Source organism: Bacillus sp. B-jedd (assembly GCF_000821085.1).
Lineage (GTDB): Bacteria > Bacillota > Bacilli > Bacillales > Cytobacillaceae > Bacillus_D.
Genome location: NZ_CCXR01000001.1, coordinates 2,103,708 through 2,119,485 on the forward strand (window position 1 = coordinate 2,103,708; position 15,778 = coordinate 2,119,485).

General features: G+C 44.8%; 18 protein-coding genes. 12 read left to right on the forward strand and 6 right to left on the reverse strand.

Annotation, left to right across the window (positions count from 1 at the left end):
• Positions 1-81 precede the first annotated feature (81 nt).
• Entirely contained in the window at positions 82-591 is a 510-nt protein-coding gene (locus tag BN1002_RS10320) for a DoxX family protein (protein ID WP_048824952.1), read from the reverse strand.
• Positions 592-867: 276 nt separating this feature from the next.
• On the opposite strand from BN1002_RS10320, the gene BN1002_RS10325 reads away from it, so the two are divergent.
• Together BN1002_RS10325 and BN1002_RS23260 are read left to right on the forward strand one after the other, a co-directional pair.
• The gene (locus BN1002_RS10325; RefSeq protein WP_048824953.1) at positions 868-1,632 is read left to right on the forward strand and encodes a thermonuclease family protein; all 765 of its coding nucleotides are present in this window, start codon (positions 868-870) and stop codon (positions 1,630-1,632) included.
• A 361-nt stretch (positions 1,633-1,993) separates the two neighbouring features.
• Positions 1,994-2,155: a DUF3934 domain-containing protein gene (locus tag BN1002_RS23260; RefSeq protein ID WP_082036202.1), complete on the forward strand. Its 162-nt coding sequence runs from the start codon at positions 1,994-1,996 to the stop codon at positions 2,153-2,155.
• 322 nt (positions 2,156-2,477) lie between these two features.
• Here BN1002_RS23260 and mntR read toward each other — a convergent pair whose 3' ends face one another.
• From mntR to BN1002_RS24360, 3 genes are all read right to left on the reverse strand, one after another.
• The gene (mntR, locus tag BN1002_RS10330; RefSeq protein ID WP_048824954.1) at positions 2,478-2,903 is read right to left on the reverse strand and encodes a transcriptional regulator MntR; all 426 of its coding nucleotides are present in this window, start codon (positions 2,901-2,903) and stop codon (positions 2,478-2,480) included.
• A gap of 132 nt (positions 2,904-3,035) precedes the next feature.
• Positions 3,036-4,871: a M6 family metalloprotease domain-containing protein gene (locus BN1002_RS10335; protein ID WP_048824955.1), complete on the reverse strand. Its 1,836-nt coding sequence runs from the start codon at positions 4,869-4,871 to the stop codon at positions 3,036-3,038.
• A gap of 907 nt (positions 4,872-5,778) precedes the next feature.
• A complete protein-coding gene (locus BN1002_RS24360; protein WP_269429793.1) occupies positions 5,779-5,910 on the reverse strand; it encodes a hypothetical protein in 132 nt (43 codons plus the stop codon).
• Positions 5,911-6,095: 185 nt separating this feature from the next.
• Between BN1002_RS24360 and BN1002_RS10340 the strand changes: the two genes are divergently transcribed.
• Both BN1002_RS10340 and BN1002_RS10345 read left to right on the forward strand, forming a co-directional pair.
• Positions 6,096-7,037, forward strand: a complete 942-nt coding sequence (locus BN1002_RS10340) for an NAD(P)H-dependent flavin oxidoreductase (protein ID WP_197072863.1) — start codon at positions 6,096-6,098, stop codon at positions 7,035-7,037.
• 100 nt (positions 7,038-7,137) lie between these two features.
• A complete protein-coding gene (locus tag BN1002_RS10345) occupies positions 7,138-7,809 on the forward strand; it encodes a hypothetical protein (RefSeq protein ID WP_048824957.1) in 672 nt (223 codons plus the stop codon).
• Between the two features lie 91 nt (positions 7,810-7,900).
• On the opposite strand, the gene BN1002_RS10350 is transcribed toward BN1002_RS10345, so the two are convergent.
• Together BN1002_RS10350 and BN1002_RS10355 are read right to left on the reverse strand one after the other, a co-directional pair.
• Entirely contained in the window at positions 7,901-8,044 is a 144-nt protein-coding gene (locus BN1002_RS10350; RefSeq protein ID WP_442853392.1) for a BA3454 family stress response protein, read from the reverse strand.
• A gap of 743 nt (positions 8,045-8,787) precedes the next feature.
• Entirely contained in the window at positions 8,788-9,018 is a 231-nt protein-coding gene (locus tag BN1002_RS10355) for a hypothetical protein (RefSeq protein WP_148362760.1), read from the reverse strand.
• 217 nt (positions 9,019-9,235) lie between these two features.
• Between BN1002_RS10355 and BN1002_RS10360 the strand changes: the two genes are divergently transcribed.
• The 8 genes from BN1002_RS10360 to BN1002_RS10395 all read left to right on the forward strand — a co-directional run bounded on the left by BN1002_RS10360 (position 9,236) and on the right by BN1002_RS10395 (position 15,750).
• Positions 9,236-9,970, forward strand: a complete 735-nt coding sequence (locus tag BN1002_RS10360; RefSeq protein ID WP_048824959.1) for an SDR family oxidoreductase — start codon at positions 9,236-9,238, stop codon at positions 9,968-9,970.
• A complete protein-coding gene (locus BN1002_RS10365; RefSeq protein ID WP_048824960.1) occupies positions 9,967-10,983 on the forward strand; it encodes an S-adenosylmethionine:tRNA ribosyltransferase-isomerase in 1,017 nt (338 codons plus the stop codon). Before BN1002_RS10360 ends, BN1002_RS10365 begins: the two co-directional genes overlap by 4 nt.
• 9 nt (positions 10,984-10,992) lie before the next feature.
• Positions 10,993-11,340, forward strand: a complete 348-nt coding sequence (locus BN1002_RS10370) for a VOC family protein (RefSeq protein WP_048824961.1) — start codon at positions 10,993-10,995, stop codon at positions 11,338-11,340.
• Positions 11,341-11,597: 257 nt separating this feature from the next.
• Positions 11,598-12,842 carry an MFS transporter gene (locus BN1002_RS10375; protein WP_048824962.1) on the forward strand — a complete coding sequence of 415 codons (1,245 nt, stop codon included), beginning with the start codon at positions 11,598-11,600 and terminating at the stop codon, positions 12,840-12,842.
• Position 12,843: 1 nt separating this feature from the next.
• Positions 12,844-13,086: a DUF2164 domain-containing protein gene (locus BN1002_RS10380; protein WP_048824963.1), complete on the forward strand. Its 243-nt coding sequence runs from the start codon at positions 12,844-12,846 to the stop codon at positions 13,084-13,086.
• Positions 13,087-13,095: 9 nt separating this feature from the next.
• The gene (locus BN1002_RS10385; protein WP_048824964.1) at positions 13,096-14,079 is read left to right on the forward strand and encodes a DMT family transporter; all 984 of its coding nucleotides are present in this window, start codon (positions 13,096-13,098) and stop codon (positions 14,077-14,079) included.
• Between the two features lie 138 nt (positions 14,080-14,217).
• Complete coding sequence (locus BN1002_RS10390) at positions 14,218-15,138, forward strand: oxidoreductase (RefSeq protein ID WP_048824965.1); 921 nt, start codon at positions 14,218-14,220, stop codon at positions 15,136-15,138.
• Positions 15,139-15,282: 144 nt separating this feature from the next.
• Positions 15,283-15,750: a CBS domain-containing protein gene (locus BN1002_RS10395; RefSeq protein WP_048824966.1), complete on the forward strand. Its 468-nt coding sequence runs from the start codon at positions 15,283-15,285 to the stop codon at positions 15,748-15,750.
• The last annotated feature ends 28 nt before the right edge of the window (positions 15,751-15,778 follow it).

Sequence of the window (15,778 nt, forward strand, 5' to 3'; positions counted from 1 at the left end):
CCTTCAGGAAAAGAGGCCCGGGGGAGGTGGGCCAATTTCCCAGAAGGGGATTTTTCATATTATTGACTTGAATGTGTGATCTTATGCAGCGTTTTTCGCAAAATCTTTATTTTTGAAAACTGTTTTGCGAATGAAAGGAATGACCCAGCGATCCAGTCCATAACGGCCAGCGTTATAACCAGAGAACAGGATGATCGTGCCAAGGAAAATGTCTGTAGGATTGTGAGAAATAGTACCAGCCAGCATAAAGCTGAAATTCATGACAAGTCCGAAGAACATAGCTGCTGTTGTCAAGCATCCAAGGATCAAGCCAAGGCCGACAAGGAATTCGCCGATTGGGATAAGAGTATTGAATAAGTCCGCGTTAGGGATGGCGAAAGAGTTTAAAAAGTCTACATACCAGCCATAAACAAGAGATCCGTCAGGGCCTTTAATTGGGTTTGCGGCCGCGCCTTTCAAGAACCCGGATGCATCGAATCCGCCAGTAAGTTTATGATAGCCTGCTGTCATCCAAGAATAACCTAGATAAAGACGAAGGACTGTGAGAATGCCTGCTGCAATTTTATTGTTTCTTAAAAAGTTTGCCACCATTTTGATTCCACTCCTTAAAAGTTATTAATCATTTCTATGGTTAAAATATAACATTTAATTTTTTTGCTGTGTGGTGTTTGTAAAGTATTTCACATTCTTGTAAAAAAGTTTTGAACAAAATATGACTAGTGAGAAGTTACTAATTGTATAGCCATTTCCTACTATTCGATAAAGAGGAATCTCTAGTCATGTAAATTACGCAAGCTTGCCTTTTTCTGGCCGTCTTTGCGGATTTTTTGCTACTATAAAAGGAGCAATCCAGGAAGTGGGGAAGAGATGCGACTTAGAAATGTTAAATTAGTTATTATTTTTGTCCTGGCTACGCTGCTAGTTTCAGGATGCGTATATGAAAAGCCTTCGCCGGAGACAGGGAAGGTTTCGACTGAAATTAAGCCTGAGAACGGAAGGTTTTTGGGAGAAGTATTGAAAAATATAGACGGGGATACGATTGTGGTAAAGGTAGAAGGCAGGGAGGAAACGATCCGGCTTCTTTGTGTGGATACACCGGAAACACAACACCCGCGGCTTGGCGTGCAGCCGTTCGGTCCAGAGGCTTCAGATTTTGCAAAAAAAGTCCTGCACCCTGGCAAGCAGATTGAGGTAGAGCCGGGAATTAATTGGGGAAGGGACAAGTATGGAAGATTGCTCGCCTATATTTATGTGGAAGGCTCCATGTTTAACGAAATGCTGCTTGAAAAGGGGCTGGCCCGTGTCGCTTATGTGTATCCGCCAAATACGAAATATGTGGACAGATTTTACGAAATCCAGGATAAAGCGAAGAAGGATGGGGCCGGCATTTGGTCGATTGAAAATTACGCCACCGATGAAGGTTTTCAAGCCGGAGGGTCGAAAAATAACGGGTCGAATTCCAACAAGGGCGATATAAAGGAATCCTGTAAAGGAAAAATTAAAGGGAACCCCAATTCGAACATTTATCATGTGCCGGGAGGATCCTACTACAACTCAAAAATAAAAGAGGTCGTCTGGTTCTGTACAGAGAAAGAAGCGCAAAAGGCGGGCTACCGTAAATCGAAGCGGTAATATAAATCTTGTTAGACGGCCCGGCAACCGTTGCAACAGAAAATCATTTCGGGCAATAACTGGTGAAATTTGAATAAAGAAGCATCAAATTTATACAATCCAATACTTTTTATTTCAGTAGAGGAGTTTCAATCCATTCTATAGAATTTTTTCAGTATTGATAAAGAGTAATGGTGGGAGTATCAGAGCAGTTTGGTAAAAAGAGAAAACTCTGTAAAGTAGATATTTGTTAACTGTTTCTACACAATAGTATGGGTGACTGGAAGGATGTTATTAATTGCAATATGCTTGGTTAACCGAGTAAAATGACTAAAACTAACCAGATAGGTAACTCAACCTAGAATAATAATGGGGTGATTTTATGAGTAAAGCTAAAGGAAAAGGTGGAACAGGGAGAGGAACAGACAAGAAGGGTTGGAATCGTTGGCAAGCTAGTGCAAACAAAAAAAAGAGTGCTAAACCTTATATAAGTAAAGGTACCAAAAAAACGGAAGTTGAAAATGACCCTAAGAGCAATAGTTAAAATCCCTAATCTAAATTATCGAAAGAATAAAATGATTATTTATGACCCAACTTGTGCGAGCCTATTTAAATGAGTTCACTTTTTTCATTTTCAACAGGCAGCATTCCTGTAACAATAAATGCATTTAACATACAGATGCTTATGTTCAACAAAGTAATACTAAAAAAACTCGAAGCATAATTGATATGCTCCGAGCTTTTTTGCGTGCTTACTCCATGCTAAAGTGCCTGCTAATTAAGCTGCGAATTACGGTGCGAAAAGCATTTCTAAATCAAATTTAGTACTTCAAAACCGAACTCGTTTTTATGAACGCGGCTTGCTTTTATGTTTCATTTTCACTTTTTTCCTGAAGCTCTTTGAGCCTCGCAATGAGCGAAGGATCTTCCTGAAGAAGCTGGACGAGGTCACCGATCCTGTCGATAGCGTTCCAGCTTAAATGATGCTCGATTCCTTCGACATCCTCATAAATATTTTCCTCTTCAACTCCGATCAGATTTAAAAACTGCTCCAAAAGATCATGCCTGTAAACAAGGCGTTTTCCAATTTTTTTGCCTTTCGGCGTTAAGGAGAGTCCGCGGTATTTTTCATAAATTAAATAATTATCCTTATCAAGTTTCTGGACCATTTTTGTCACAGCGGAAGGTTGCACTGATAAATTGCCCGCGATATCAGAAACTCGCGCGTAGCCTTTTTGTTCAATCAAAATATAAATTTGTTCAATATAATCTTCCATGCTCGGTGTCGGCATCTTTTTCCCACTTTCATCGACATACTACCTACTATTATATAAGACTGGTTACCCCGATACAAGAGAAGTGGGGGAGAAGCAAGGACAGTAAAAAACCGGGCCCATATAAGGACCCGGTTCCGTATGTTTTCTTTATTTTTGCGAGCTGTCAGTATTGTAGAAGAACTTAGCCGTAATCGAACCGTCCGCATTTTGCTTAATATCGGTTACATGGATTCCGCTATCAGCAGGTGTATTGCTGTTGCCTTTCCAGAAGTAGTAGGAACCAGTGTGGACATTTCCGGAAACCGGTGTGAGTTTGTCACCTGTCTTGAAGAAGTCACCTGCGTCTCCGCGGTTCTTGTTTTTCTCAAGATCGTATTTGCCATCCTTCTGCAGGACTGACAAACCATAGTGAGTGACAATTGTTCCATCGCTTGCTTTTTCAGATTGATTGAACTGGAATCGCTTGTTCATCCAGTTTTCCACGTTGTTCGGGCGGAAGCCGGCTGTCTGGTACAGGCTGATGACATTTTCGTCAACATGCCATGCCAGGAGGCCTTGGGAGTCTTTTCCTTGGCGGATCAGACCCTGGTTGAATCCGCTTTGTTGAACATTTTCAAACAGGAAGTATTCAGTTCCATTTGAACCTGGAACTTCCATTTTTACAATTCCATTATCTTCGTTAGCTTTATCGACTGGTGGAAGAGTAATAGTTTTCACTCCGTTTTGTGGAGTTACTTCAATTGGCTTTGCCCATCCCAAGAACACCTTGGAGAACGGGTCGAAGTGAGTTGGCGAGTTTCCAGCGTAAGGAGCTGCATCAGGGAATCTCATCCACGAGCCGCCAGCCATCATCGAATAGTTACCAACACCTTCTGAAGAATAAACAGTGTCGTAGAAGTCAGGCAATCCTAAAGCGTGGCCGAATTCATGCGCGTAAACGCCAGTCTGGGCTGGGAATGGACCTGCCTTCAATTCGTCCTTGTATGAATTAGTCGCAGCATCGTAACCAGCTACGTTACCGCCAATTCCAGGCTGGATATTGTAATTGTTGACGACAACGCCATCATAAGTCATGTCTTCGGCAACAGTTTTATTGATCCAGTCTGATTGCTTCATGCCAGCATGTTCATCGGCAGGTTTGCCAGTTTCATAGTACTTCCCATAGTAAAGGGCGCTCAATAGGCTCCACTTATGGGACCACCACTGTGCAGGGTCACGGCTGAACTCCGCGCCAGTACCTTCATGAACGATAAACACATTCGGTACTTCGCCATCGACGGCATACTTAGAGAAATCGATTTGGTCATCGGCCGCTTTCAAAAGATCACGGACGAATTCACCCGTATGGGCGTCACCGTTTACGTTACCCAGCAGGTATTTTCCGTTTTCAGCATAAGTCCCTTCCTGGTCGAGATAGTAGGAAGCTCCTTTAGGCATTTCCACCCACTCAAAATGGGCATCCTCGAGATGGACGAGGTTTGTTTTGCCATAAGAAGACTCTTTATAGGCATTTTGCATTGTTCTGTTAGTTGGAGCCTTGACGCCATTGATTTCCTCATACTTCTTGAATTGAGGCAATTCATAGGGATTGTATTCTGTTCCAAAAATCAGATCCTCATAATAATGGGCAGGGACCTGTCCGGGCATATCGCCGACCGGCTCATCGCCTTCAGGATATTTGGCAAGCAGCACAAGAACAGGAATATCACCAGTAGCTTGTTTATAGGCTACATGGTTGTCGCCAGCCTGATTAAATTTCTTTCCCTGGGCAAACTTTTCGGCAGGGTCTGCTTTTGAAACATCGAAGCCTTCCTTTTTAGCCCTGTCGGCAAGTTCTGGTGAAGCACTAATATAATGGGCGAGGCTTAAATTATATGTATCCTTCGGTTTCGCTTCAGTCCCGGCAGGAGATTGGGCTCCGGCAAAACCGATGCTGCCAGCCAAAGCCAGCGCCATCGCGGATTTTGAAAGAACTTTTAACAAGAACAACACTCCTTTTATTTTGATAATCAAAATATATCAGAATAGTTTGTAAATAAACATCCGACTTTTTCATTAATTTCAAACAATAGGAAAAAATGGTTTTTCACAAAAAAGACACAAAATTAGAACTATTATCCTTTAAAAAAGAGAAAAAAAGGAAATTATTATAAAATGTATAGGCTTGAATACCTAAACAAACGAAGGCCTTGCTAAAATATTTTTCCAGGAGGAGGGAAAACACCACGAAAAAAGGTGCAAACAATTCTGTTCGCACCTTTTTTCTATCCCGCGATGGGCGGGACCACATTCCCTTTGTCCCGAAAACTTCAGGACTTACAACTTTCCTTGGCTAAGGTTACCATTTGCACGGGGTCTAATCGATCTTAAATATATCGGTTATAGACGAGTGTGCCTTTCGACAACTCTGCAAATGTCCCTTCACCACTTGCAAGCCCAAGACCTAACCTTTGAGTCGCTGTTTCCATTGCGTATTGCATGTGAACCAGTCCCTCCTGTTTTGTTTTGGTCTTGCCTTATCTATATACCTCCGATAAAACGAATTAAACGAAAATATTGAAAAAACTCTCTGGCAAAATGAACCATGTATGCAAAAAGAATACATCTGTTGTTTTCCAAATGCCTTTCGGATATTAAAAAATTTAGCTTTAATATCCTCGATTGTTGATTTCCACTCCGGGGACATGCTTTCCGCGGGGCGAAGCATCTACTTGATCCAACTTCATGAGAAACATCTATGAATTGACATCGTGCTGCTTTGCGACGAGCTGAAGGTTCGCTTCCTCGAATAGTCTGTGGCGCAGGAGCAGTCTTTATGGAGCCTCCTCGGCGTCCTGACGCCTGTTTGTCCAGCTGCAGCGCCTAGCCCCTCGAGGTCCCGAATGAGAAGTCAAAGAACGACTTCCCCTTCTGGCCCTCCAGCGCTGGTCGGGGCTGACCAAGGCGCTTCCGCTTTTCGAGGGGTCTCCACGTGCCGCTTCATCCCGCCGGAGTCAGTCCTCTCCGTTCCAATCAACTTCATTGAAATCAACACTCACCTATTACTGAGCCAAAAAGTTAAGACACATAAGAAATACCACTAACTATTAGCACCTGGTGATAATTATCACAGTATTTTATAATTCACCGGTATACAATAAAAAAGAGTTCATTTGAAAATAGAAAAGAGGAATTAGTTTGAAACTTCCACAATTAAAAATAGGCCATATGGTTTCTGAGTACCCAATCATCCAGGGTGGAATGGGAGTCGGCATTTCCTTAAGCGGGCTTGCTTCAGCAGTCGCAGCCGCAGGCGGCATCGGCATTATTTCTGGGACAGGAATTACTATAGAAGAACTCCGATTTCATATTAGAAGGGCGAGGGAGCTTTCGAAAGGGAAGGGTTATATCGGGATCAATGTTTTGTTCGCGGTCAGCGATTTCGCAGAGAAAATGAAAGCAGCCCTTGAAGAAAAAGTCGATTTTATTATCTCAGGTGCCGGAATTTCCAGGGACATGTACAATTGGGGCAAAGAAGCCGGCATTCCAGTCCTCAGCATTGTCTCAACAGCCAAACTTGCTAAGCTGTCAGAAAGGCTTGGTGCGTCTGCCGTTGTTGTCGAAGGCTTTGAGGCTGGCGGCCATCTGGGAACGGACCGACCAATGTTCGATATTTTGCCCGAGGTAGTGGAAGCAGTTAAAATTCCAGTCATTGCTGCGGGAGGTATTATGACGGGGGCGGATGTGGCCAAAGCAATCGCAATGGGAGCATCAGGAGTCCAAATGGGGACCAGATTTGTCGCAAGTGAAGAATGCGATGCTCCGCTGGCCTTTAAACAAAAGTACGTGGAAGCTAAAGAGGAAGACCTTGTACTTGTCAAAACCACTGTAGGCCTGCAAGGCAGGGCTATCCGCAATGCATTTACCGAAATTATCAAGGATGATGGCAAATTTAAGGTAGCCAAATGCCTGAACTGCCTGAAGGTCTGTTCCTATCGTTTTTGCACAATGGATTCTCTTCTTCGCTCATTAAATGGCGACGTGGATATGGGTCTTGTGTTTGCAGGCGCAAGGGTCACCGAAATAAAAGACATTCTTCCTGTCCGAGAAATCTTTTCCAATATCGCTGCGGAATTTCAGCTTGCAACTGGTATGGCAGCAACATCATAATAGAAGCTTTACCGGTCCTGCGTCTTCATAAATCTGCCAACGGATTCATTCGCTGGTTGTGGCATACTAACCCGGAAAACAGCTGAAGGGAAGGATGCTTATGTCAATGGAATGGTTTGACCGGGTCGCTTCGGAATTGCAAGAACATCTGGAGTCAATTTGCGAGAAATTTGACGAGGCGGGGCACATGACAATCGAGCGCAGCTCAAGGCACCCGCGGATTGAATTTTTTGTTGAGACAGATGATGAGCCGGACCGCGATTATTTCTGTACGCTCTTTTTTGATCCGCACAATGAAGAGTTTTATGTTGAAAGCTATGACGCCGATCTCGGTCAGCCGGCCAGGACGATTTTGCCGGATATTGACCATATCATCGATGCGGTCCACGAAAGCTTCCATGAATATATGAATGACGAAGATATAGAATTCGAAGATGACGCTCTGGCTGACATCGATGACATGCTGGTGGACGATGATGTAACCGTCATTGCGTATTCTGATGATGAAATATATGAAGAAATCGATGTTGAATGGGAAACTCCTGAAGTGACAGCCTTCCAAATGGCTGATGAAGTCGAAGTCACTTATCAATTCGGTATCGTCCAGGGAACTGGCGACGGCGTCCTAAGAAGGGTAAACCGGATATGGACGGAGGACGATGAGCTCGTCAAGGATGAAACCAATTTCATTTTTACAAAAGAAGAAGCAGGCACCATTATTGCAATGATCGCCAGCCATATGGATTCCATGCAAGGTTATGAAATGGATTAAAATACAGGCAAAATAATAGACGGAGCCGTTGCAAGTCACACTTGCCGGCTCCGTCTATGGTTTATAAGATTCATCAAGGCTCATTTTCATATTATTCGGCCCATTGTTTTTTTACTTGTTCAAGCGCCTGCTGCATGATTTCCTCATCGCTGGCCTTGCGGTTTGTAATCACATTGGTCATATAATTTTTCCCCTGATATTCCACTTTTACATTTACCTGTACCATTTGTACCATCCTTTCTCACTCCACTTACTTTTGTGGTATAACTTGTTGTACATTTTATTTACCAACTAAGCTGTCGCGGTAAACATACAACCTTTTCCAATCTATTCGCAAAATCAGCAAAAATGCCTACCTTTGAATAGGGAGTATACATAATTGGTCGTATTATTTGTAAAAAAGTTACAAAGTATCCGTAAAGTTTTTTAAAATGGCTCAGATAAAGGGGGAGTGTTGATTTTCAATGAAGTTGATTGTAACGGAAGAGACTTACTCCTCGAAAATGCTGGCGCTTTTCCTTCGTGCAAAGTCCATTCGATGAAGCCAGTTGTCCGGCGGGATGGAGCGGCACGTGGAGACCCCTCATAGAAGTAATCTCTAAGCCCAAAGCGAGGGAAAAGAATTCTGTCGGTCACAGAGAAGGAGTCTCTAAGCCCAAGTCGGGGGAAAAGCATTCAATTGGTCACAGAGAAGGAGTCTCTAAGCCCTAGGCGGGTTTAAAAACCTTCAATCGGTCACAGAGAAGCGGTCTCTAAGCCCAAAGCCGGTACAAGGGCATTCAATCGGTCACAGAGAAGCTTTCTCTAAGCCCTAAGCGGGGGGAAAAGCATTCAATCGGTCACAGAGAAGGAGTCTCTAAGCCCAATTCATGAATGTTTCACATGAGGATGATTCAGCTAGATGCTTTCCCCGCCCGGCGCTGAGGCCCTGAGAAAAAAGAAAAACCAAAAAAAGCCCCCATTTCTGGGAGCTTGTCCTTATGCCTCTACAAGGAGGTTTTCCTCGACAAACCTTTGTAGCTCTTCTTTGTTAATTGGCTGGGTTTTAAATACTGCTTCTGCCGTTTCGACAAGATGGAGCATACCCCCATCCGCCTTAAGCGCGCGCAGGTCAGTTTCCCCGTTCAGGAGATCGACGGCCTTTCCTCTCACTTCCGGGTCTTCGGTGGCATGATAAAGAATAAATGCAAGACAGGTTACCTTATCCATTTCATCTTCCCCCTCATTTAATTTCTCTTCCTCTATTAGTTTCGCCAATTCCCGGGATTTTCCTTCATTTTTTGCAAAAGTTTTCCCGGAAATTGTCGCCACTTCTCAAACTAAAGTCGTAGAAAAAATCAAGCTTCTTTCCGAGGAATCGCCTCACTTAAATCGATACGATAAGAGCAAGAGAATTAATAGCGATTACTGAAAGGGGAAGTTTACTATGAAAAATGCCAAGACTGTTATGATTACCGGAGCATCACGGGGACTAGGTAAAGCACTTGCATTGGCTTTCGCAAAACAAGGAACAAAAATTGCGATATGCGCGAGAAACGAAAAAGCGTTAGCGGAAGTTAAAAAGGAGGCACTTCAGGCAGGGGCCGCGGATGTCCTCGCCGTCCAGGCTGATGTTTCAGTTTCAAGAGACGTGGAAAGATTTGTTGCCCAAACAGAAGAGCGATTCGGACATATCGACGTGCTGATCAATAATGCGTCCGTTCTAGGACCGAGTCCGATGCCTCTTTTGCTCGACTATCCTGAAGAGGATTTCGAGGAGGTGATCAGAATCAACACATTGAGCCTGTTCCTCGTTACCCGCCACGTCCTGCCAGTGATGCTGCAGCGGAACATCGGAGCTATTATCAATGTGACCTCGGAGGCTGGAAACACCGGATATGCAGGATGGGGGGCATACGGGATTTCGAAATTCGCGGTTGAAGGCATGACGGAAACATGGGCAGATGAATTAAGCGATACAGGGATTACAGTCAATATGGTCGACCCGGGTGAAATGGATACCGAGATGCACAAGCTAGCGGTACCGGATTGCGATTATGAACTTGCTGACCCGAATGACGTCGTGCCGGCTTTTCTCTACCTGGCATCTGAGGAAGCATTCGGGCTAACCGGGAAGCGGCTATCCGCTCAGGACTTTTTACAAGGAGAAAGAGGCGCATGATTGCCGGAAGCATGACCTTCAACTTGCCGCCATCCCTGAATGCCACAGCTCCCCCTGAACGGAGGGGGCTGCGCCGCGACCATGTGAGAATGATGGTTATGTCAAAAGAAACCGGTGAGACAAACCATGATGTGTTTTTTCATCTGGACAAATATCTGGATAAAGGAGATGTCCTTGTCCTTAACAGTTCCCGGACCATTCCGGCCACGCTGAAAGGAAGAATTGCTTCAACGGGTGAAGAACTCGAAATCCGGCTTGCCGGAAAAGTCGATAACAGCTGCTGGCAAGCACTCCTAATAGGCAAAGAAGTGAAGGGAGGAGAAGAGATTATATTCTCCAAAGATTTGAAAGCTGTTGTCGACAAGACCAATTCTTCTTCCCCTCTTTCAGTCATCCGCTTTTCCCAATCGGGAATAGATTTAATGAATGCAATCTATTCCCTCGGGGAGCCTGTCAGGTATGAATATATCGATACACCGTGGAATCTGGACTATTACCAAACAGTGTTCGCATCCCATCCGGGTTCTGTCGAAATGCCGTCTGCGGGAAGGGCGTTTACATGGGAATTGTTGTTTAAATTAAAGAAAAAAGGCGTGAAAATAGCTTTTATCCAGCTTCATACCGGGCTGAGCTATTACCTTGACGACCGATGGGACCACCATCCTTCTAAAAACAAAGAGGAATATCATATTCCTCGAGAGAGCTGGTCAGAGATCATTCAAGCGAAATTGACGGGCAAAAAAGTCATCGCTGCCGGAACGACAGTCGTACGTGCGCTTGAAACGGCGATGATAACAAACGAACTGAGCGGATGGACCAATTTGTTCATCCACCCCGGCTTTCAACTTCAAATTGCGGACGGGATCTTAACCGGGCTCCACGAACCGGAAGCAAGCCATCTGGCCATGCTGTCCGCCTTTATATCCCAGGAGAGATTGTGCGCCGCTTATCGGGAGGCCGTAGCCGAAAAATATCTTTGGCACGAATTTGGCGATATGAACCTGATTTTGTGAGGTGGGACAATGTTCAAATTTCATCACTATGCTATCGAATGTGCAAATATTGAAGAAGTGCTCAGCTTCTATCAAAACGTCATTGGGGTTCGGTTGGAAAACAAGGTTCATTTTGAAGGGAAGATGGTTTGGTTTTTAACGCTTGGGGCCTTTCGATTGGAAATTGTCGAGGAAGAAGGGCCAGCCGGCAGCGGGCATCTTTGTTTCAGGGTTGAGGATTTGGACGCGGCCATGAGGAGAATGGAAGGTGCTTCACTGACGGTGCAGGAGGGGCCATACGAGCTTGAAAATGGCTGGAGAACAGTTTTTTTTAATGGTCCTGGCGGGGAAACGATTGAATTATTGGAACTGTCATAATGGAGGAAATGCGGAGGGAGTTTTGGCCCTCCGTTTTTTTACTGGACATGGTGAGGATGGCAAAAAAAAAAAACCAGGTTGGGCACAAACCAAGTTGAAACTTCTGAGATTGGGCTTTTTTCTATCTTTACAAAGAAGATGTACGTTTGTTAAAGTTGGATAATACAGATTTTTATGAACATTCAACAGTCAGGAGGAGCCCCGATGTGATATTGTCCCCGTCTTTTCGTTAAAAAAATTTAAAGCGAGGGATGATCATGTTTTTGCCGAATGGACGCGCTGCGTCTTTCCGGTTTCTTTGGGGCGGCCAGATTGCCGCGAATCTTGGTGACGTCATATACATTGTCAGTGTCATCAAGCTTGCCTTTTCTTTAACAGGTTCGGTCACCTTTATGACTTTTGTGCCGTTTACCATTACTTTTGCAGGGTTAATTAGCGGCTTTGCAGCTCCACTCATTATTAATAAATATAACCTTAAATCTATTCTGTTTTATTCGCAATTAAGCAAGACCGTCTTACTGCTCCTGCTGACAATTGGCTCCATTTACGAATGGACTGTGCTGTTGCCAGTCGTTTTCCTGTTAATCGCGATGATTTCGCTCCTTGATGGGTTTGCTTCACCGGCCAGGAATGCGCTCATTCCATTCCTTGTGCCAGACGAAAAGCTTGTCAGGACAAACAGTCTTGTTTCGATTTCAGATCAGATTACGCAGCTTATTGCTTGGCCAATCGGCAGCATCCTGCTCGTGGCCTGGGGAGAAACGGCCATTTTATGGCTGACATTTTTGCTATATATTGTCTCGACCTTATGTATGGGCTTGATTCAGAGGGTGCCGGGCAAAAGCACGGACGAATATCAGCCGCCAATTGAAGCGATCAAGGAAGGCTGGAAAGTAATTTGGCAATCGCCGCAACTTCGGACGATTTCGTTTATGAATGTCCTTGAATCACTAGGAAACGGTGTTTGGGTGGCGGCAATCCTGCTCATTTATGTAAATGAAGTTCTGAATAAAGGGGAGCAATGGTGGGGATTTATTAATGGCGCGTTTTTCGCGGGCATGTTCCTTGGCGGCCTGGTGATTTACAGGTTTTCCAATAAGCTTGAAGCCCACCTTGGCCGTTCGATTTCATGGGCCGCTGGCATCATTATGTGCCTGACATTTTGGTTTGGGATGACGAGCAGCCCGCTGGCCGCCCTGGTGATTTGCCTGCTTTTCGGTTTTCCGCAGATGGCCAGGGATGTCGCTGAAACAACTGTCTTTCAGCGGAGCGCCGAGACGAGCCTGCTTGCGAAGGTTTATTCCGCCCGGGGAACGCTGATTTATGCTTCATTTGGCATCTCGTCCATCATGATGGGCTGGGTTGCGGAGCATTTCGGCGTACGAAGCTCGTATATGCTTTCGACTGGCCTGTTTTTAGTGTCCTTCATCGTTTCTATTAAAAATAAGGCCTATTTGGAAGGCGGAATCGGCAAGTTCGTCACAAGAGAAAGAGAGGGGTAATATGTTCATCCAGTTTTCAAAACAACAAAAGGATCAGTTGGTAGGGGAGATCCAGAAGTATTTTTTGAAAGAAAGAAATGAAGAGCTTGGCAATTTAGAAGCGGAAAATATTCTCGAGTTTTTCAAAAGCGAGTTGGGACCGTATTATTTTAACGAGGGCGTCAAGCAATCAAGGAAAGTTGCCGAGGAAAAAATGGCGCAGCTGGAAGAAGAAATGTATTCGCTTGAACGGCCGTTGAAATAGAGGTGTAAAATGAAACCAATTGTCCTGGGAATCGCTTCTACCTTTTTCTTTGCTTTTACATTTGTCTTAAATCGCTCGATGGAATTATCAGGCGGCCATTGGATTTGGAGTGCGTCGCTCCGCTATTATTTCATGGTGCCGCTCCTTATTCTCCTTGTTGCCGGCCGGAGAAATCTTAAGCCTCTATGGAGTGAGATGAAGAAGGACCCGCCAGCTTGGCTTCTTTGGAGCACGGTGGGCTTCGGTTTGTTTTATGCACCGATTTGTTTCGCCGCCGCTTACTCGCCAGGATGGCTGATTGCCGGTACCTGGCTTGTCACGATTCTTTCAGGATCATTGCTGGCACCGTTTTTTTATGAAATGCGAAATGGCGTCCGGGTGAGAGGGAAAATCCCTTTCAAGGGACTCGGGATGTCGGCTGTGATCATTGCTGGTGTTGCCATCATGCAGCTGGAGCATGCGAAAAGCATTGGCGGGAAGGAATTTCTTTTCGGCGTCGTTCCAGTCCTGATTGCGACCTTTGCTTATCCACTCGGTAACCGGAAAATGATGGACGTAGTTGGCGGAAGGCTGGATACGTTCCAGCGGGTGCTGGGTATGACAATCGCAAGCTTGCCGTTTTGGCTGGTGCTATCGCTATATGGAATGATGAAAGCAGATTTGCCATCTAAAAGCCAAATCATTCAATCCGCGGGTGTCGCTGTGACTTCCGGTGTGATTGCAACCGTCCTTTTCTTTATGGCAACCGACCTGGTCAGGGGAGATATGGCGAAAATGGCTGCTGTGGAAGCAACCCAATCCGTCGAAATCCTCTTTGCGCTTGCCGGTGAAGTATTGTTTTTGTCGGCGGCTTTACCGTCTACCCTGTCCTGGACGGGAATCTTCCTTGTCGTCATAGGCGTCGGGCTGCACAGCTTCTCTTCCGTTCTTTTACGGGCTGGAAGGGGAAAGGTGCTAGTCGATGCCCAAGCCGGTAAGGCAGCGAATGAATGATTTTTTCCTTTGTAAATGAAATGTTATGTACACAATAAAGTCGGGCCCTCTCTTACCGAGAGGGCTTTCTTCTAGCCAATCAGGTAAAATTATTAAGTAAAGATAAATATAAATGACATGTTTGAAAGGGAGAGGGAAATGGGAAGAAGTTGGACGAAAAGCGATATTCCTGATTTATCGGGCAAAAGAGTCGTCATTACAGGCGGGAATAGCGGGATTGGCTTTGAGGCTGCTTTGGGGTTTGCTGAAAAAGGCGCGGAGGTTATCATCGCTTCAAGGAACATTGGCAGAGGAGAAGCAGCCGCTTCAAAAATTTCGCAAATTGTGCCGGATGCGCGAATCTCAGTAATGGAACTCAATTTAAGCGATTTGGCTTCTGTCCGGGCATTTGCACAAGAATTTTCCTCAAACTATCAATCGCTCGACATGTTAATTAATAATGCCGGAATCATGATGCCGCCGCTAAGCTTCACAAAAGATGGTTTTGAGGCCCAGTTTGGCACGAATCATCTCGGTCATTTTGCGTTGACTGGACTTATGCTGGGGTTTTTGAAAAACGGCCCTAACTCCAGGGTAGTAACGGTCAGCAGCCTTGCCGCCCACCATGCGTCCATCTATTTTGATAACCTGGATGGGTCGAAGTGGTACAAGCGGTATAAATTTTATGGACAGAGTAAGCTCTCGAATATGTTGTTTGGCAAGGAACTGGACAATAAGCTGAAAGAACACAATTTAGAAGTGAAGAGCATTATCTGCCACCCGGGGATTACCAATACGAATCTTGCGTCAAGGAATTCCGGCAAGGACCTGAACCGCCTCTTCCAAACCATTTCAAGGGCGATTACACAGCCTGCAGGGATGGGTGCGCTGCCAACTATGCACGCAGCCACAGAATCCTCCCTTAAGGGCGGGGAATACATTGGGCCGGATGGCAAAAAGAAGAGAAAAGGTTACCCGGTCGTCGACCCGGTTATCGAAAGGATTTTTAATAAAGAAACAGCCAAGCGTTTATGGGCTGTTTCAGAGGAATTGACTGGAATTTCTTATGATTTCAGCTGATTTTGGGAAAGTCATGTCGTTCTGCCTTAGTCCCTGAGAGCCGAAAATAACTCTCGCTGATTTCGTCCATTTGACATTAACCGACTAAATTGAAATACTTAAATAGGAAAGCATTTTTATATCAAAAAGGCTGGTGTGACAACGATGAAAGTCAAAGAATTTATGATCACAGATGTAATCAGCGCTTCACCAGAAATGAAACTATCTGAGGCCATGGCGTTATTCGTCGAAAAGAAAATAGGCGGCGTGCCTATTTGTGGAGAGAACGGTGAACTACTTGGGATGGTAACTGATGGTGATATTTTGAGGGTGATCCAGCCAATCGACCGGCAGATTTTCGATTTTCTCCTATACATGCAATACGCAGAGGAAAAGGATCTTAAAAGCAGGCTGAAGGATTCTGCCGACAGGATGATCATCTCTATCGCAAAAACAAAAAACCTTGTTACGGTTTCTCCGGAAGACGAAATGGACAAGGCAGTCAAGCTCTTGTCTCAGCACCATTTTAAAAAGCTGCCCGTTATTGACGAGAACAACAAGGTCGTCGGCGTCATCAGTAGGGGAGATGTTATCCGTAAAATCCAGGCATCGATTTTGAAGGACTTAAGCTAATAACCATCCATTAATTTTGTAAAGGAAC